12 protein-coding genes are annotated in these 18,353 nt (G+C 69.9%); 7 read left to right on the top strand and 5 right to left on the bottom strand.

Annotated elements, in window-relative coordinates; all coding sequences use genetic code 11:
- The first annotated feature begins 81 nt into the window (after window positions 1-81).
- Both dacB and OV208_RS23615 read left to right on the top strand, forming a co-directional pair.
- Entirely contained in the window at window positions 82-2,316 is a 2,235-nt protein-coding gene (dacB, locus tag OV208_RS23620) for a D-alanyl-D-alanine carboxypeptidase/D-alanyl-D-alanine-endopeptidase (protein ID WP_267576135.1), read from the top strand.
- A 210-nt stretch (window positions 2,317-2,526) separates the two neighbouring features.
- The gene (locus OV208_RS23615) at window positions 2,527-3,048 is read left to right on the top strand and encodes a single-stranded DNA-binding protein (protein WP_267576134.1); all 522 of its coding nucleotides are present in this window, start codon (window positions 2,527-2,529) and stop codon (window positions 3,046-3,048) included.
- Between the two features lie 87 nt (window positions 3,049-3,135).
- On the opposite strand, the gene OV208_RS23610 is transcribed toward OV208_RS23615, so the two are convergent.
- Window positions 3,136-3,819, bottom strand: a complete 684-nt coding sequence (locus tag OV208_RS23610; protein WP_267576133.1) for a succinate dehydrogenase — start codon at window positions 3,817-3,819, stop codon at window positions 3,136-3,138.
- A 285-nt stretch (window positions 3,820-4,104) separates the two neighbouring features.
- On the opposite strand from OV208_RS23610, the gene OV208_RS23605 reads away from it, so the two are divergent.
- From OV208_RS23605 to OV208_RS23585, 5 genes are all read left to right on the top strand, one after another.
- The gene (locus OV208_RS23605) at window positions 4,105-4,998 is read left to right on the top strand and encodes an Hsp33 family molecular chaperone HslO (protein WP_267576132.1); all 894 of its coding nucleotides are present in this window, start codon (window positions 4,105-4,107) and stop codon (window positions 4,996-4,998) included.
- A 166-nt stretch (window positions 4,999-5,164) separates the two neighbouring features.
- Window positions 5,165-5,866, top strand: a complete 702-nt coding sequence (locus OV208_RS23600; RefSeq protein WP_267576131.1) for a phosphoribosyltransferase — start codon at window positions 5,165-5,167, stop codon at window positions 5,864-5,866.
- 34 nt (window positions 5,867-5,900) lie between these two features.
- Window positions 5,901-7,829, top strand: coding sequence for a selenocysteine-specific translation elongation factor (selB, locus tag OV208_RS23595; protein WP_267576130.1), 1,929 nt, complete (start codon window positions 5,901-5,903; stop codon window positions 7,827-7,829).
- Entirely contained in the window at window positions 7,826-10,339 is a 2,514-nt protein-coding gene (locus OV208_RS23590) for an ATP-binding protein (RefSeq protein ID WP_267576129.1), read from the top strand. The genes selB and OV208_RS23590 overlap by 4 nt, the downstream gene beginning before the upstream one ends.
- On the top strand, window positions 10,336-11,775 hold the full coding sequence (locus OV208_RS23585; protein WP_267576128.1) for a sigma-54-dependent transcriptional regulator: 1,440 nt from the start codon (window positions 10,336-10,338) through the stop codon (window positions 11,773-11,775). The genes OV208_RS23590 and OV208_RS23585 overlap by 4 nt, the downstream gene beginning before the upstream one ends.
- 683 nt (window positions 11,776-12,458) lie before the next feature.
- Here the strand turns inward: OV208_RS23585 and OV208_RS23580 are convergent.
- Genes OV208_RS23580 through nuoK form a run of 4 tightly spaced genes read right to left on the bottom strand, consistent with a single transcriptional unit; the run spans window position 12,459 to window position 18,272 of the window.
- Window positions 12,459-14,018, bottom strand: coding sequence for an NADH-quinone oxidoreductase subunit N (locus tag OV208_RS23580; RefSeq protein WP_267576127.1), 1,560 nt, complete (start codon window positions 14,016-14,018; stop codon window positions 12,459-12,461).
- Window positions 14,019-14,033: 15 nt separating this feature from the next.
- Entirely contained in the window at window positions 14,034-15,725 is a 1,692-nt protein-coding gene (locus OV208_RS23575) for a complex I subunit 4 family protein (RefSeq protein ID WP_267576126.1), read from the bottom strand.
- A complete protein-coding gene (nuoL, locus tag OV208_RS23570; RefSeq protein WP_267576125.1) occupies window positions 15,722-17,944 on the bottom strand; it encodes an NADH-quinone oxidoreductase subunit L in 2,223 nt (740 codons plus the stop codon). Before nuoL ends, OV208_RS23575 begins: the two co-directional genes overlap by 4 nt.
- A 25-nt stretch (window positions 17,945-17,969) precedes the next feature.
- Window positions 17,970-18,272, bottom strand: a complete 303-nt coding sequence (gene nuoK, locus OV208_RS23565; RefSeq protein ID WP_120535510.1) for an NADH-quinone oxidoreductase subunit NuoK — start codon at window positions 18,270-18,272, stop codon at window positions 17,970-17,972.
- Between the last annotated feature and the right edge of the window lie 81 nt (window positions 18,273-18,353).

The following is an 18,353-nucleotide window of genomic DNA, read 5'->3' as shown; positions in this document are numbered from 1 at the left end:
GCATGCAAGTCGCCGGGCCCCCACCCTTGCCGCCCCTTTCATCCCTTCTTCATAATGGTCCGCGACTTCCCCGGAGCGTGCGTGCAGGTTTTTCGAGCCAGACCCTTCTGGGCAGCGACCGCCATTGCCTTGTGGCTGCCGTCCGCCACCCTTGCCGCGTCGCCGTCCAACGACAAAAAGGCTGAACGCGAGGCGCTGAAGAGCGCGCTCGTGCAGGTCATGCAGCGCACCGCGCTCAAGAGCAGCCGCGTCGGCGTGCACATGCAGAGCCTGGACGACGGCACGGTGGTGTTCAGCCACAACGCCGACGAACTGCTCAACCCCGCCTCCAACGTGAAGCTCGTCACGTCCTCCGCGGCGCTCGTGGCCCTGGGGCCCGAGTACCGCTACGAGACGGAGTTCCTCGTCGAGCCGGAGCTGCCCACGGACGGCAAGGTCAAGACGCTCTACGTGCGCGGCAAGGGCGACCCCACCATCACCACGGAGCGCCTGTACGGCATCACCTCCGAGCTGCTCCACGCGGGCCTGCGCGAGGTCCAGGACATCATCGTGGACGACTCCTGGTTCGACCCTGAGCGCACCCCGCCCGGCTACGACCAGGAGGACTCCGACCGCGCGTACATGGCGCCCACCGGCGCGGTGAGCCTCAACTGGAACGCGGTGGCCGTCTACGTGCGCTCCGGTCCCGGCGGCAAGGCCGTGGTGGACATGGAGCCGCCCAGCGACTTCTTCGTCGTGGACAACACCGTCACCAGCGGCCCCGGTCGCGCGCGGCGCGTGTCCGTGAAGTCCGACGCGTTCGGGGAACGGCAGAAGATTATCGTGAAGGGCCAGGTGCCCGACGAGCGCGGCGCGGTGAGCGTCTGGAAGAAGATCGACAGCCCGCCCCTGTACTTCGGCAACACGCTCAAGCAACTGCTCGTCTCGCGTGGCGTGAAGGTGAAGGGCAAGGTGAAGCAGGGCCTGACGCCGTCGCGCGCCCGCATGGTGCACGTGTCCCAGTCCGACACGTTCGACATCGTCCTCAAGCGCCTCAACAAGCTCTCCAGCAACTTCGTCGCGGAGACGCTCCTCAAGACGATGGGCGCGGAGCTGCGCGGCGCGCCGGGCTCGTTCGCCAAGGGCATCGACGTGGTGGAGGAGTTCCTGGAGCGCGACGTGGGCCTGTCGCGTGGCACCTACGTGATGAAGAACGGCAGCGGTCTGAACGACGCCAACCGCTTCTCCACCGCGCAGATGGACCGGCTGTTGCGCCACATGTACGAGCGCTTCCCGTTGGCCCCGGAGTACATGTCCTCGCTGGGCATCGCCGGCAAGGACGGCACGCTCAAGTACCGCTTCGACGGCACGGACGCCGTGGGCCGGCTGCGCGCCAAGACGGGCACCCTGGAAGGTGTCTCCGCGCTCAGCGGCTACGTGCAGTCCGCGGGCGGGGAGAAGTTCTCCTTCTCCATCATGGTCAACGACTACGCGGGCCGCGCGGGCCCCGTCGTCGCGGGCATGGACGCGCTGGGCGCGGCGGTGGCCGCCACCGGCTCCACCCTGGGGCCGGGCACCGCGGTGGCTTCGCTCGCGGATGGGCCCAAGGCCGTCGCGAGCGCCACGGCGGACGTCGCCAACCGCATCAAGACGTACCTGGAGCTGGGCAAGCAGCGCGATCAACGCAACATCGGCTTCCTGCGCACCGCGTGGCGCAGCGAGCGCGATCCCGCCGTGCGCGCGGTGCTGGCGGAGAGCCTCTACCAGTCCAACCCGCACGACTACCTGGGCACGCGCACGCTGCTGGACAGCTACTCCGCGGGAGACGACGTCTACGGCCGGCTGCGGCAGGTGGCGCACACGCTGGAGGTCGGCGTGCCCGGCGTCAGCTCCATGGTGGAGCTGGCCGCGGGCGGCAACACGGAGGCCATGGCCCGGGTGATGGAGCTGTGCCGCGCCTCCGCCCTCTCCGGCGACCTGGACGCGCAGGTGGAGATGGCCAGCGGCATGGGCGAGGTCGCCCGCACGGCGCCGCAGGAACTCGTGACGACCCTGCGCACCTCCAGCCCCGCGGAGCGCGACGCCGCCACCACGCTGCTGGCCCGGGGCCTGGTGCGCAACGGCGACACGGAGCACCCGTTCTGGAAGTCGCTGCGCAAGCTGGGCACCTCCGGCACGGACCCCCAGGTCGTCAGCTTCGCCAAGGGCCTGGACACCACCCTCACCACCAAGTCGGCCGAAGCCCGCGCGCTGAAGGCCCAGCCCGTGGAGGTGGTCGCCCCCGCGTCCAACACCCCCGGCGCGCCCACCACCGCCGAAACCCGTCCGGGCGGGTAGCTCTCCTTCCCTTCAGTCCGTCCAACCCCCCGGAATCCGGGGGCTTCCCGCCTGGGGCTCAGGCGGGCGTGCGTCCCCCGTGTCCTCCGGAAGGAATCTGGCCGGAGCCATGTCAGTGGTGGATGCTATGGGCTGAAGGACCTGTCGGGGCGTGTGTCCTCGCGGGTTGTACCTGGCCCTTGGTGGGCCAGGTCTCGGTAGGGAGGAACCATGGCTGGAGGCGTGAACAAGGTCATTCTCATCGGCAATCTCGGCGCGGACCCCGAGGTGCGCTTCACCCCGGGCGGTCAGGCCGTGGCGAACTTCCGCATCGCCACGAGCGAGAGCTGGAACGACAAGAACGGCCAGAAGCAGGAGCGCACCGAGTGGCACCGCATCGTCGTCTGGGGAAAGCTCGCGGAGCTGTGCGGCGAGTACCTCAAGAAGGGACGGCAGTGCTTCGTCGAGGGTCGGCTTCAGACCCGCGAGTGGATGGATAAGGAGAACAAGAAGAACTACACCACCGAGGTCGTCGCCACCTCCGTGACCTTCCTCGGCGGACGTGACGCCGGCGAGGGCTACAGCGGCGGGGCCAGCTCCGGCAGCTCCGGTGGTGGACGCCGGTCGCAGGGCGGCGGCGCCCCCTCGCGCGGCGGGGACGACTACGGCCAGCCGCCCCCCATGGGCATGGACGATGGCGGCATGGGCGGTGGCAACCCCGGCGGCGGCGCGGACGAAGACATCCCGTTCTGACGCCCTGAGCCGCACCCCTGAAAAGCGAACCGGCCGCTCCTGGAAGTCAGGGGCGGCCGGTCGTGTTTCAAGCGCTGGGAACCGCTGTCAGCCGACGTCCATGCCCGCGGGGCTGAAGGCCGCGCCGGCGGTGTAGAGGGCGTAGATGCTGCCCCACGACATGGCCAGCAGGATGAGGAAGACGATGATGGAGACGGGCTCGAGGCGGCGCATGGAGCGGTCGCTGGCGACGATGCCCCAGCCCATGGCGAAGGTCTGCAGGCCGTTGGCCAGGTGGTACGAGGTGCCCAGCGTGCCCAGCAGGTAGACCATCAGCGTGGGGCCGTGGTGGTACATCTCCCGAGCGATGTCCGCGAACGGCTCCGCGTGGCCCTCCACCAGGCGCGGGTGCAGGAAGGCCAGCCAGATGTGGGCGCCCAGGAACGCGAGCACGCCCAGACCCGCCACGCGCTGCACGATGTACTTGAGGTTGCCGTAGTTGTTGTACGCGAGGTTGTTCGGCTTGATGGTGAACACGCGCACCAGGCCCCACGCCGTGTGGATGAGCAGGGGCAGCATGACGATGATGAACGTGAACGCCTGGGCGAACGGGTTCGAGTACTCCGTCACCGACTTTTCCCAGGCCGTCGCGCCGTAGAAGGCGGACAGGTTGTCCCACAGATGGTTGATGACCCAGATGCTCAGGGGCACCACGGCGAGGAATGAGCCCAGCCGCGACTTCAACAGGGGCGTCCGGTTGGTGATGGCTTCGGCGGTGGCTTGGGTGCTCATCGAGTCTCCAGCGCGGGCACGCGGAGGGTGGGGTGAGAAACCCCCGCGCGCCCAAGTCAGGGCCAGGTGCAACGGCCAGGAGGCGGTTTATAGCTGTTCCGTAGCGCTGGCTGGATTTCTTCCGCATTCAACCGTGCCCGGCCGTGCCAGCCGGGGAATACCGACTCATAAGCCCTGCCGATGCCTTCTCCCTGGCCCGGCTGCTGGCAGGCGCGCGGGCGTCCCGTCCCCGCCCCTCTTTCACCGGTGGGCACGGACGGGTGCGGCGCGCTAACAAGCCCCCCTATGCCCGATGAGCTTGTCAGTGGATTGTTGAAGGCGTCGGACCTGCGGCTGATGCTGGCCACCACCAGCGTCCTGTCCCGCCAGGCCCGCGCCGCGCACCAGAGCATGCCGGCCTCCGCCGCCCTCCTGTCCCAGGGCCTCACCGCCGCCGCCCTCATGGGCGCGCTCCGCAAGGGCACGGACTCCCGGATCAACCTGCAACTGGAGTGCGACGGCCCCCTGCGCGGCCTCTTCGTGGACGGCGACGCGAATGGCGTCGTGCGCGGCTACGTGAAGAACACGCTGGTGGAGTACGTGGGGACGGAGGGCAAGTACCACTGGCGTCCCGTGCTGGGAAACCACGGCTTCCTGTCCGTGCTGCGCGACCAGGGCGGCGGCGAGTACTACCGGTCGTCCGTGGAATTGGAGCACTTCGACCTGGTGGCGGACCTGGAGCGCTACTTCCACCAGTCGGATCAGTTGCCCTCGCACCTGATGATGGCGCAGCTGCCGGGCGTGGTGGACGGCAAGGAGGACCCCCTGGGCACCGTGGTGGGGCTGCTCGTGCAGCCGCTCCCCAACGGGGACAAGGACGCCTTCCACGCGCTGGGCACCCGCCTGAGGGCGCAGTTCCAGACGGCGGTCCAGGCGCACGCGGAGGACGGGGCGACGACGCTGCTGCGCTCGCTGGTGCCGGAGGCGGACCTGGAGGTGATGTCGCGCTACCCCCTGCGCTTCACCTGTTCGTGCAGCCGCGACCGCGTGAAGCTGGCCCTGCTCGCCATGGGCAAGGAGGAGCTCCAGGACCTGCTCGAGAAGGAAGGCCAGGCGGAGGCCACCTGCCAGTTCTGCACGACGCGCTATGTCATCCCGGGCGCGGAGATTGCCCAGATGCTGGCCGAAGGCAGCGTCTGAGCCTCCTGGGCCGGGGGACGGGCCTTCTGTTTTGAAGACAGACATCTTCCGGCGCCGGGGGGATGTTTCAGCGCCTCACACCCGCCGAGGAAGCAGGCGCGGCGGTTGTGGCGAGGGCGCGGTGCTCGGGATATGACAGGACCGCACCTCACCCGGAGCTTTCGCCGTGGCCACCAAGCGGGCAGCGCCTGGGCCGAAGTCCCAGGACCAGCGCAACCCTTCCCCGAAGTCCCCCGCGCCGTCCGCCGCCCAGAAGCAGGGCGCGGAGCGCATCGTTTCCATTCCCAACGACCTGGTGCTCGCGCCCCAGGTGGAGGCCCCGCGCCAACCCACCGGCCGCGACCAGTCACGCAAGAAGCCCGGCGGCGTGGTGGAGCTGTCGTGGGCGGAGTTCGACCGCTCGGTGCAGAAGCTGGCGCGCACCATCCGTCAGGCCTGGGAGCCGGAGGCGGTGGTGGGCGTGGCGCACGGCGGCGTGTACGTGGGCGGAGCGCTCGCCGGAGCGCTCGGGGTCAAGTTCTTCCCTGTGCGCATCAGCCGCCGCAGCCGTGACAAGGCGGACCGCGCGAAGAACCGCGCGCTGGATCCCCAGGTGAGCGAGGAGATGCCCCTGGCCATCAAGGGCCTGCGCGTGCTCATCGTGGACGACATCGCGTCCAGCGGGGACACGCTGGAGTTGGCCACGGCGCTCGCGCGCAAGGTGGGCGCGAAGGAAGTGAAGACGGCGACCCTCGTGGCGCGGCCGGAGGGCTTCACGCCGGACCACGCGGGCATGTCCACCGACTCGCTCTTCGTCTTCCCGTGGGACTACGAGCCCGGGATGGGCGAAGCGCACTTCGACGAGGACCCCGACAAGGCCGGAGCCTGAGTCCGCTGGACACCGGAAGGGTGCTGACGCGGCGATGATCATCGGGACGGCGGGCCACATCGACCACGGCAAGACGTCCCTGGTGAAGGCGCTGACCGGCATCGACACCGACCGGCTCCCGGAAGAGAAGCGGCGGGGCATCACGCTGGAGCTGGGCTTCGCGCACCTGCCCCTGCCGGACGGACAGGTGGCCGGCGTGGTGGACGTGCCCGGCCATGAGCGCTTCGTGAAGGCCATGGCCGCGGGTGCCGGCGGCGTGGACCTGGCGGTGCTGGTGGTGGCCGCCGACGAGGGCGTCATGCCCCAGACGCGCGAACACCTGGACATCTGCCGGCTGCTCGGCGTGAAGGCGGGCGTCGTCGCGCTGACCAAGGCGGACCTGCTGGAGGCGCTGGGCGACGACTGGCGCGCGCTGGTGGAGGCGGACCTCGCCGCGCTCACCACGGGCACCTTCCTGGAAACAGCGCCCGTGGTGCCGGTGTCCGCGAGGACGGGTGCGGGCCTCACGGACCTGAAGGCGGCGCTCGGCCGCGCGGGGGCCGCGTTGCCGGAGCGTCCGTCGGAGGGGCCCGCGTTCCTGCCGGTGGACCGGGCCTTCAGCATCAAGGGCTTCGGCACGGTGGTGACGGGCACGCTCCTGTCCGGCTCCCTGGCGGTGGACGACGCGGTGTCGCTGCTGCCCTCCGGTTCCGGGGCCCGGCCGGGGCCGCTGCGCGTGCGGGGCGTGCAGGTGCACGGGCAACCGGTGACGCGCGTGGAGGCAGGGCAGCGCGCGGCGGTGAACGTGACGGGCGTGGAGACGGAGGAGGTGCACCGGGGCATGGTGCTCACGCGCGCGGGCGAGCTGCCGGAGACGTCCATGCTGGACGTGGAGCTGACGCTGCTGCCCGCGGCCGAATCCCCGCTGCCCAAGCGCCGCAAGCTGCTGTTGCACCTGGGCACCGCGCAGGTGGAGGCCACGGTGGCGCTGCTGGACCTGGACACGCTGTCACCGGGGGAGACGGCGCTCGCGCAGCTGCGGCTTGCGTCCCCGGTGGGCGCGCTCGTGGGCCAGCGCTTCATCCTGCGGGGCTCGCGCGCGCTGCCGGGCCGGGGCGCCACGGTGGCCGGAGGGCGCGTGCTGTCCATCACCCCGCCGCGCCGTCGCCGGGGCGCTTCCGGGGTGGTGCGGCCCCTGTTGGAGGCGGACGCGGGCGGGCAGGTGGCGTGGCTCTTGCGGCAGGCGGGCTACGCGGGGCTCACGCAGCCGGAGCTGTTCGGCCGCTCGGGGCTTTCGCCCAAGGTGCTGGCGCGCACGCTGGAGCTCTTGGGGGCGAAGGGGCAGGTGCTGCTCGTGGACCGCGAGCGGCGGCTCTACGTGTCCCACGATGTGTTCGAAGGGCTGCGCCAGCGCTCGCTCGCGCTGCTGGCCGCGTTCCACGAGCGCGAGCCCATGCGCGAGGGCCTGTCGCGCGAGGAGCTCCGCCAGCGGCTCTCCGCGCAGTTGGACGCGCGCCTGTTTCAGCGCGTGGTGCAGGCGCTGGTGGACGCGGGGAAGGTGGAGTCGGAGAAGGACGTGGTGCGCCTCCAGGGCCGGGGCCGCACGCTCACCCTGGGGGACGAGGCCGCGCGCGCGCGCCTGTCGGCGGAGCTGTCCGCGGCGGGGCTCGCCCCTCCCACCGTCACGGAGCTGGCGCTGAAGCTGAAGCTGCCGTCCGCGAAGCTCCAGGAGCTGCTGAAGGTGCTGGTGGCGCAGGGCGTGGGGGTGCGCGTGAGCGAGGAGCTGTGCTTCGACGCGAACGCGCTCGGTGGCCTGCGCGAGCGGCTGGTGACGCACCTGCGGGAGCGGAAGGAGATCACCACCCAGGGCTTCAAGGACCTGGTGGGCCAGAGCCGCAAGTTCATCATTCCCTTGTCGGAGTACTTCGACCGGGAGAAGGTGACGTTGAGGGTGGGTGACAAAAGGGTGCTGCGTCGCGGATGAATCCCAAGGCCTACAGCGAGCAGGAGCTTCGGGCCCTGGTGGCCCCCTTCGTCAACCCCGTGCTGGTGTTGGACGGGGAGGGCCGCGTGCACGTGGCCAACGACGGGTATGTGCGGCTGCTGGGCCTGGAGCGCACCCAGGTGGAGGGCCGCTCCTTCCTCGACTTCGTGCAGCCCGAGGAGCGCAGCCGCCTGGCGGATCGCTACCGCCGGCTGGCCTCGGGCTCGCCGCTGGACGGGCGCACGCAGCTCTACGGGGTGACCAACGCGCAGGGCCGCACGCACGAGGTGTCCGTGCAGGCCTCGCAGCTCCTGCTGGAGGGGGGCGGCTACGGCCTGCTCCTCAACTGCCTGGTCCAGGCGGAGCGGCCCGTGGAGCTGGCGGTCGCGGAGCGGCTGGTGGACACGTCCGCGGCGCTGGTGTCCGCGCGCTCGGAGGAGGCGGTGCGGCGCGTGGCGCTGGCGGGCCTGGAGGGCGCGGGCTTCCGGGCGCGGCTGTTGCGCTGGGAGGGCACGCGGCTGGTGGTGCGTGACGGCGTGTCCCCACCGGTGGACGCGCACCTGGCGCTGGAGGCGCTGTCGGACGGGCGGCCGGTGTTTGGCGGGGCGGACCACGCGGAGCCCACGCACGCGTACCTGCCGGTGGGCGGGCCGCAGTCGGAGGTGCTGTGGGTGGCGGGGCCGTGGGTGGCGCCTCGGCACGGCTCGGTGCTGACGCTGTTCGCGAAGGTGGTGGGCGCGGCGCTCGCGGACGCGCACCTCCAGGCGGACGGCGCGCGCAGCCGCTGGGAGGTGGAGGCGGTGGCGGAGATGGCGCGCTTCGTGGCGCAGCCGGTGCCCCCTCCGCCGGAGAGGTTCCTCGCCCGGGTGGCGGACCTGCTCCATGCCGCCGCGGTGGTGCTGCACGTCGCCCCGGAGCCGGGGCAGCCTCCACGGCTCATCGCGCACGTGGGGCTGGAGGAGAGTCTCGCGGGCGGCGCGGACGCGCCCGTCACCGACGTGCTGCTGGCCGCGTCGCTCCGGACGGACGGGGGCGTGGTGTCCTCGTACGCCCAGAATCGCGCGCTGGCGTCGGTGTCCCAGGGCCGCTTCGGCGCCGGCACGGCGGCCAGGCTCACCCGGGGCGGTGAAGGCGTGGGGGTGGTGCAGGCGCTGCGTCCGAAGGAGAAGCCCTTCGACGAGCGCGACGCGCGGCTCCTGGCCACGCTCGCGGAGCTGCTGGTGACGCTCTTGGAGCAGCGCCGCCTCCGGGCCGAATCCGCGCGCCAGCTCACGGAGACGCGCCTGTTGCTGGACCTGTCGCGCACCACGTCGGGCGTGCTGGAGACGGCGAGCATCCTGGACGTCGCGTCGGACTTCCTCGTGCACCTGTTGGACGTGTCCAACTGCTTCATCCTGCTCTACGACGAACAGGCCAAGGTGCTCCGGGGCGCGGCCGCGTCCGAGGCGCACCGGGACCTGTTCCGCGCGGTGGTGGTGCCGCTGGACAGCGACGCCCTGGCCGCGCGCGTGGCCCGGGAGCGCAAGCCCATCGCCATCGATGACCTGCGGCAGGGGGGCTCGGCCGCTGGTGCCGCGCTCATTGAACAGCTGGGGGAGAAGGCCCTGCTGGGTCTGCCGCTCACCTCGCGCGAGGAACTCATCGGCGTGGTGATGGTGGACGACGTGCGCGGCCCGCGTCCCTTCGGCCCGGAGCTCATCGACCTGGCGGAGGCCACGTGTGGCCAGCTCGCGCTGTCCATCGCCAATGCGCGCCTGTACGAATCGCTGTGGGCCAGCTACGCGGAGCTGGCCGCCACCCGCGCGGAGATGGTGAAGCGCGAGCGGCTGGCCGCCCTGGGTGAGCTGTCCGCCATCGTCGCGCACGAGGTGCGAAACCCCCTGGGCGTCATCTTCAACGCGGTGGCCTCGCTGCGGCGCATCCTGAAGCCGGAAGGGGACGCCGCCATGCTGCTGGACATCGTGGGCGAGGAGAGTGACCGCCTCAACCGGATGGTGGGCGCCCTGCTGGACTACACCCGTCCGCGCAACCCGGTGCTCCAGCACGAGGACCTGCTGCGCGTGCTCCAGGACTCGGTGGAGGCGGCGAAGGCGCAGGGAGGCGCGGAGCGTCCGGTGCGCATCTCCTCGGAGGTGGAGCCCGGCATGCCGCCGGTGCTCATCGACCGGCGGCTCATCCGCCAGGCCATCCTCAACGTGGCCGTCAACGCCATCCAGTCCATGCCCCACGGCGGCGAGGTGCAGGTGAAGGCCCGCCGCGAGGCGCATGGCGGCCGCGAACAGTTGCGCATCGACGTGATGGACCAGGGGCCGGGCATCCCGGCCGAACTGCTCCACCGCGTCTTCGAACCCTTCTTCACCACCAAGGCCCAGGGCACCGGCATGGGCCTCGCGGTGGTGAAGCGCATCCTGGAGGATCACCGCGGCGAAATCGCCGTGGAGAGCGTGCCGGGACGCGGTACGACGTTCATCTTCCGGTTGCCGCTCACGCAGCCCCTGTCCCTTCCATGACCGACGCGACCACGCCCATTTCCAAAGGACGCATCCTCGTGGTGGACGACCAGCGCAACATGCGCGCCACCACCGCGCTGCTCCTGAAGGGTTTCGGCTACACCGTGTCCGAAGCCGGCACCGGCGAGGAGGCCCTGGCCGTGCTCGCGAAGGGGCAGGTGGACCTGCTGCTCACGGACCTGAAGATGGAGCCCATGGACGGGCTCACGCTGCTCAAGCGCGGGCTGGAGGTCTCCCCGCGCCTGCAGGCCATCTTGATGACGGCCTTCGGCTCCATCGAGAACGCGGTGGAGGCCATGCGCCTGGGGGCGTGCGACTACATCACCAAGCCCTTCAAGGATAGCGAGCTGCGCTACCGCGTGGAGCGCGCCCTGGAGCACTCCAAGCTCCAGATGGCGGTGTCCAACTTCGCCACCGAATTTTACCAGAACCACAACCTGTCCGCGCTGGTGGGCCGCAGCCAGGCGATGCGGGATCTCACCACGCGCCTCATGCGCGTCGCGCAGAGTGACGCCACCGTCCTCATCCAGGGGGAGAGCGGAACGGGCAAGGAGCTGGTGGCGCGGGCGCTCCACACGCACAGCCGCCGCAACGGCCGGCCCTTCGTGCCCGTCAACTGCGCGGCCATCAGCGAGACGCTCCTGGAGAGCGAGCTCTTCGGCCACGCCAAGGGCGCCTTCACGGGCGCGGTGAAGACGCGCCGGGGCCTCTTCGAGGAAGCGGACGGCGGCACGCTCTTCATCGACGAGGTGACGGAGACGAGCCCCACCTTCCAGTCCAAGCTCCTGCGCACGCTCCAGGACGGCGAGGTGCGCCGCGTGGGCGAGTCCACCGCCATGCGCGTGGACGCGCGCATCGCCGCGGCCACCAACCGCGACATCGAGCTGGAGGTGCGCGAGAAGCGCTTCCGCCAGGACCTCTACTACCGCCTCAACGTGGTGATGCTGCGCGTGCCTCCCCTGCGCGAGCGCCTGGAGGACGTGCCCGCCCTGGCGGAGCACTTCCTGCAACGCTCCAACGCCCGCAGCCCCCGGCCCCGGCGCCTGTCCGCCACGGCCGTGGAGCACCTGATGACGTACAACTTCCCCGGCAACGTGCGCGAGCTGGAGAACTTGGTGGAGCAGGCCGCGGCGCTGGCGGAAGCCGACGAGCTGCTCCCCGAGGACTTCCCGCTGCGCCCCCAGTCCCGAGTGCTGCCGGCGGCCGCCTCGGGCCTGCCGCCCACGGACGCCCGCGCGGGGAGCCCGGAGTCCTCCGGCCCCACGCTGGCGGAGGTGGTGGAGGAAGCCGAGCGCCGCGCCATCGTCCAGTCCCTGGAGCGCCACGGCGTGGACCTGGCCCGCGTGGCCGACGAGCTGGGCGTCTCCTCCACCACGCTGTGGCGGAAGATGAAGCGGCTCAACCTCCGGCCCCCCGTCGGCGCCCCGCGCGAGTAGGTGCAGGTAACCCCTCAGGTGGGTGTCCAGGCCGTGTCCCACCCCCTTTCTGGGTGGGTTCAGATCCGAAATCGGACCCGTTCAAGGTTGAAAAAAACAAACCCCCGGATTTGTTCGGGCTTTTCAAATCTGAAACCCGATTTCAGCCCTGCAATGCCTGGAGGAGGGGGAAGGAGTGTCGCCCTGTCGTCCAAGTGCTTGAGAAGTCTAGAGTTTCGGCTTCCGAAGCGGCTGGCATGGCACCTGCTAAGGCTTAGGTCCGGGACGCATCGAAGCGAGGCTGAAAGTGGTTCCCCCCCACCCTTTCAGCACTTCCGGTGTGTCACCTTGAGAAGACCCGCGGCCCGACACCCTCACGGGTGCCGGGCCGCCTTCTTTTCCGCTCCACGCCACACCTCCTGAGCCGGTTCTTTCGCCAAACACGCCGGTGGGGAAGGTGTCCGTGAGCGCCTCGGCCTTCCGCCCATTTCACTTCTGCAACGCACGTGGTGCATGACGCCGTGGGCCACGTCCCGTGGCTCCGTTGCCGGGCTGCGCAACGCGGCGCGCATGCTGGCGCGCGTCATGCGGATCCGAGCCCATCGAGAGGCGGTGAGTGCGCGCGTCGATGCCCCGCAACGACAACGCCCGCCGGGCCAGGTGGCCGCGACGGGCGTCGGGTGCGACGTACCGCTGTCCGTGCGCTACTGCCCGAACAGCGTGCCCGCCTGGGCGAGCCAATCCGTCACGTGGCCGGGGAGGATGCCCAGGAGCACGACGGCGACGGTGGAGATGACCAGCGCGGCCTCGGTGCCCCAGTTGCGCTCCAGCGGCTGCGCGCCTTCGGGGACGGGGTGCATGAACATGTAGACGACGACGCGCAGGTAGTAATACGCGCCCGCCGCACTGGAGAGCACCGCGACGATGGTGAGGCCCACGAGGCCCACGTCGATGGCGGCCTGGAAGATGAGCAGCTTGCTCATGAAGCCGACCGTGGGGGGGATGCCGCCCAGGGACAGCATGAAGGCCGCCATGGCGAACGCGTAACCCGGCCGGCGCTGCGCGAGGCCCGCGAAGCGCTCCAGGTCCCACGCGGTGCCCTTCTCTTCGTCCTCGCGGCGCTCCAGCGCGGACACCATCGCGAACGCACCGGCGGCGCTGAACGTGTACGCCAGCAGGTAGTACAGGATGCCGCGCAGCGCGTCCGAACGGGCCACGTCCAGCGGCGTCCCACCGGACAGCGACGACGCGGACAGCACGCGGAAGCTCTCGCCCGGCGCCGCGACGAACAGCGCCGCCACGCCCAGCAGCAGGTAGCCCGCGTGCGCGATGGAGGAGTACGCCAGCATGCGCTTCACGTTGCGCTGCGGGATGGCCATCAGGTTGCCGGCCACCATGGTGAGCAGCGCCAGCGTAGCGAACAGCATCAGCGGCAGCTTGGGGTCCATGCCCTTGCCCACCGTGAGGAACACGCGCACCAGCGAGGCGAACGCCGCCGCCTTCACGCCCGCGCTCATCAGCGCCGTCACCGGCGTGGGGGCACCTTCGTACACGTCCGGCGTCCACATGTGGAACGGCACCGCCGCCACCTTGAACGCGAAGCCCGCCGCGATGAGCACCGCGCCCACGTACACCAGGGCCGGGTTGCCGTTCAGCGCCTGCTGCAGCGGGATGACCATGTCGTTGAGCTTCGTCGTGCCCGTGGCCCCGTACAGCAGCGCCGTGCCGTACAGCAGGATGGCGGACGAGAAGGCGCCCAGGATGAAGTACTTGAAGCCCGCCTCGCTGGGCCGCGTGCCGCGGCGCAGGTACGCCGTCAGCGCGTACGTCGCGATGGAGAGGATCTCGATGTTGACGAAGATGGTGATGAACTCCGTCGACATGGCCAGCAGGCTCATGCCCGCGGAGGCGAAGAGCATCAGCGCGTAGAACTCACCGCGCTCCGCGCCTCGCTTGCGCAGGAAGCCCACCGCGCTCAGCGCCGCCAGCCCCAGGCCCACGCTGACCACCAGGGTGAGGAAGCTGGAGAAGGGGTCCAACACGCCGAAGCCCAGGAACACCTCCTGGGGCGGCTCGAACATCAGGCCCACGGCCACGGCGCCGCTGGCCGCCGCCGCCGCGACGGTGAGCACCGCCTGGTAGCCGCGCGACGCGGTGGCGGAGAGGAACACCTCCGACAGCAGCAGGATGGAGGCCGCCACCACCATGATGATGGCGGGCAGCAGGGGGAGGAAATCCGCCAGGGTGAGGTTTGGCAGGTTCATGGAGTCTTTCGGGGCCTACTCGCGCACGGCGAGCGGCGCGGCGGGAACGGAGGGGCGGGCCGCGGCGGCGGTGGAGGGCAGCGACATCACCTCCACGCGCAGCTGGTCGTCCTTCGCCTGGGGGGCACCCGGAGCGCCCACGCTGGCGCGCGCCACGTAGCGCTCCGTGGACGGGGCGATGCGCTCCAGGAAGGGCTGCGGCATCAGACCCATCACCGCCACCAGCACGATGAAGGGCGCCGTGGTGAGCATCTCGCGCAGGTTCATGTCGCGCAGGTGCTGGTTCTCCCGGTGCGTGATGCCGCCGAAGAAGACCTTCTGCACCATCCACAACATGTACGCGGCGCCCAGGATGACGCCCAGGGTGGCGAACGCGCCGAAGCCCAGGGGCAGGGTGCTCTTGAAGGTGCCCATCAGCACCAGGAACTCACCGATGAAGCCGTTGGTGCCCGGCACCGCCACCGACGAGAACGTGATGATGACGAACGCCGCGGTGAACACCGGCATCACCTTCGCGATGCCGCCGTAGTCCGACATGAGCCGGGTGTGGCGGCGCTCGTAGAGGAAGCCGAACAGGAGGAACAGCGCGCCCGTGGAGATGCCGTGGTTCAGCATCTGGTACGCGCTGCCCGTGGCGCCCTCGCTCGTGACGGCCAGCAGGCCCAGCATGCAGTAGCCCAGGTGGCTGACGGACGAGTACGCGATGAGCTTCTTGATGTCCCGCTGCGCCAGGCACATCAGCGCCCCGTACACGATGCCGATGACGGCCAGCACCGCGAGGAACGGCCGCGCGGCCTGCGCCGCCACCGGGAACAGCGGGATGGCGAAGCGCCAGAAGCCGTAGGTGCCCATCTTCAGCATCACGCCGGCAAGGATCATGGAACCCGCCACCGGCGCCTGAACGTGCGCGTCCGGCAACCAGGTGTGCACCGGCCACATGGGGACCTTGATGGCGAACGCCAGCGCGAACGCGGCGAACATCCAGGGCCCGTACGTGTGCAGCGTGGCGGCCAGGCCCGTGAGTGACGCGCACGCGCCCTCCGGGCCATTGGTGCACGCGGCGAGCTGCTGATTGGCGGCGAGCAGGTTGTTGTAGAGCGTGCCGTAGTCGAACGAGCGCACGCCCGGGCCGCCGCTCACGAAGTACACCGCCACGATGGCCACCAGCATCAGCAGCGAGCCGACCAGCGTGTAGAGGAAGAACTTCACTGCGGCCATGCGCCGGTCCTCGGCGCCCCACACACCCACCAGCAGGTACATGGGGATGAGCATGGCTTCGAAGAAGATGTAGAAGAGCAGGACGTCCATCGACGCCAGCGCGCCCAGCATCGTCGTCTGGAGCACCAGCAGCGCCAGATGGAACTCCTTGATGCGGTGGCTGATGTACGTGGTGGAGGCGAGCACCACCAGCGGGCCCAGGAACACCGTCAGGAGCAGCAGGCTCACCGCCAGACCGTCCAGGCCCAGGTGGTAGCTCATGCCGAACTGCTGGAACCAGGGGACGCGGAACTCCATCTGGAATTCCGCTCCGGAAGGCTCGAAGCGGAAGTAGGCCCAGACGCCGAACGCCAGGTCCAGCAGCATGCCCACGAACGTGATGGCGCGGACCTGCCCGTGCTCCGTGGAGGGCAGCATCAACACCAGCGCCGCGAACACGAGCGGCAGGTAGATGACGACGTTCAACAGGTGGGTGTCGAAGAAGCTCATGAAAGCACCTGCAGGAGGGCGTAGACCGCGCCGCCCAGGATGGCGAGCGCCATGATGGCGGCGTAGGCCTGCGCGTCACCCGTCTGGAGCCGGCGCAGCCCGAAGCCCACCTTCTCCGTCACGTAGGCGGTGCCGCGCACCAGCACCGTGTCGATGACGAGCGCGTCCACCACGCGGAAGAGGATGAAGGCCACGAACTTCACCGGCCGGATGAGGATGAGCTCGTACAGCTCATCCACGTAGAACTTGTTGTGGGCCGTGCGGCGCACCGCGCGGGCGAACGCCGGCACCGGCTTGCCCACCTGGGCGGGGAAGAACTTCAGGTAGAGGAACGCCGCCGTCGCGCCGCCGGACAGAGCCACCAGCCACGCGATGAGGTAGTCCACGAAGGCCGGCGTGCTGTTGTCCAGGGCCACCGTCTTGGCCGCGCGAGCGACCGCTTCCGCCGGACGCAGCACCGGGGAGAGGAAGTTCTCGAACACCGGCTGCATGCCGCCACCGGAGCGGGGCATCAGCGGCAGCGCGTACGCCAGCGTCACGATGCTCAGGAACGCCAGCACCACCAGGGGCAGCGTCATGAACCAGGAGCTCTCGTGCGCGTGCGCCACCTTGGCCTCGGGGGAGCGCTTGCCGGTGAAGGTCAGCAGGTACACGCGCGACATGTAGAACGCGGTGCAGGCGGTGATGAGCAGGCCCATCGCGTAGACGAAGCCGGACACCCAGTGCAGGTCGTGCAGGTGGTTGTGGTGCACGCCGTGGAAGATGGCGTCCTTGGAGAAGAAGCCGGACAGCGGAATGATGCCGGTGATGGCCAGCGTGGAGACGAGGAACGTGGCGTGCGTCCACTTCATCTCCTTCCACAGGCCGCCCAGCTTCTTGATGTCCGTCTCATCCCCGTTGCCGTGCATCACGCTGCCGGCGCCCAGGAAGAGGCAGGCCTTGAAGCACGCGTGCGTCAGCAGGTGCAGCGCGGCCGCCCAGAAGACGCCCATGCCCACGCCCATGAACATGATGCCCAGCTGCGACACCGTGGAGTAGGCGAGCACCTTCTTGATGTCGTCCTGCGCGAAGGCGATCAGCGCCGCCAGCAGCGACGTCAGCGCGCCCACGACGGCGATGGTCGCCATGGCGGTGGGGCTGAGCACCAGCAGCGAGCTCATGCGGCAGAACAGGTACACGCCGGCCGTGACCATCGTGGCGGCGTGGATGAGGGCGGACACCGGCGTCGGGCCGGCCATCGCGTCCGGCAGCCAGACGTACAGCGGCAGCTGCGCGCTCTTGCCCGCCGCGCCCAGGAGGAACAGCAGCATGGTGGCGGTCATCACGCCGCCGAAGGTGTAGCCGGCCAGCGGCCCCGCTTCGATGGGCGTGGCGAGCGACACCGCGCCGCCCGTGCCTTCCGGGAGGGCCAGGGCCATCTTCTCCAGGCCCTTGAAGGTGACGGGGCCCTTCTCCAGCAGGCCCTGCGTGTAGCGCGCGCGGGAGCTGCCCGCGGAGTTGTAGTCGCGCGGGTCCGCCTGCTGGCTGAAGGCGTTCACCGTCAGGATGAGCAGGAACGTGGCGATGAGGAACGCGAAGTCACCGATGCGGTTGGTGACGAACGCCTTGCGGCCTGCCCACGCCTTCGCGCTGTCCGTGTACCAGAAGCCGATGAGCAGGTAGCTGGCCATGCCGACGCCCTCCCAGCCCACGAAGAGCAGGACCAGGTTGTCGGCCATCACCAGCGTCAGCATCGCGGCGACGAAGAGGTTCAGGTACGCGAAGAAGCGCCAGTACCCGTCGTCGTGCTCCATGTAGCTGGTGGAGTACAGGTGGATGAGGAAGCCCACGCCGGTGATGACCAGCAGCAGGATGCCCGACAGGTGGTCCACCAGCAGCCCGAAGTTCACGCGGAAGTCGCCCGCCGCGAACCAGGTGCCGTAGTCATACGAGATGGCGTAGCGCACCACGTCGCGCTCCAGGCCGAACGCGTTGGGCATGCTCACCACGCGCCCGCCCGCCGCGTCGCTGGTAGCCCAGAAGGCCATCAGGCTCAGCACGAAGGCGCCCGCGATGGCGGAGCACGCCACCAGGTGCACGTTGGCCCGGCCCAGCCACTTGCCGAACACGCCGCACACGAACGCGCCCAGGAGCGGCAGCAGGATGATCAATCCCAGCGAGGGTGCGAACACCTCGGGGGGGATGGGTGCCGTTCTGAAGAATTCGACGATTCCGTCCATGGATGGGCTCAGGGAGTGACGGGATTCAGTGCTTCATCGTCCGGATGTCGTCCACGTTCACGGAGCCGCGACTGCGGAAGACCGCGATGACGATGGCCAGACCGATGGCCGCTTCCGCGGCCGCCACGGCGATGACGAAGAAGGCGGACACGTGCCCGATGCCGTCGCCGTGCATCCGCGCGAACGCCAGGAACGTGAGGTTGACCGCGTTGAGCATCAGCTCCACGCACATGAAGACGACCAGCGCGTTGGTGCGCACCAGCACGCCGAACATGCCCATGCAGAAGAGCGCGGCGGCCAGCAGGAGGTAGTAGGTGATGGGAACCATGTGCGGAAGCTCTTGGCTTTCAGGCGGACGGCTGCAAGAGCCCGCCCGCGCCATCTAGCAGAAGTTGTCCGAAGGCGGGGA

It is taken from the genome of Corallococcus sp. bb12-1 (genome assembly GCF_026626765.1).
Classification (GTDB): Bacteria; Myxococcota; Myxococcia; order Myxococcales; family Myxococcaceae; genus Corallococcus; species Corallococcus terminator.
Note: the sequence above shows the minus strand (reverse complement) of the source record. Positions and strands in the feature narration are given on the sequence as shown.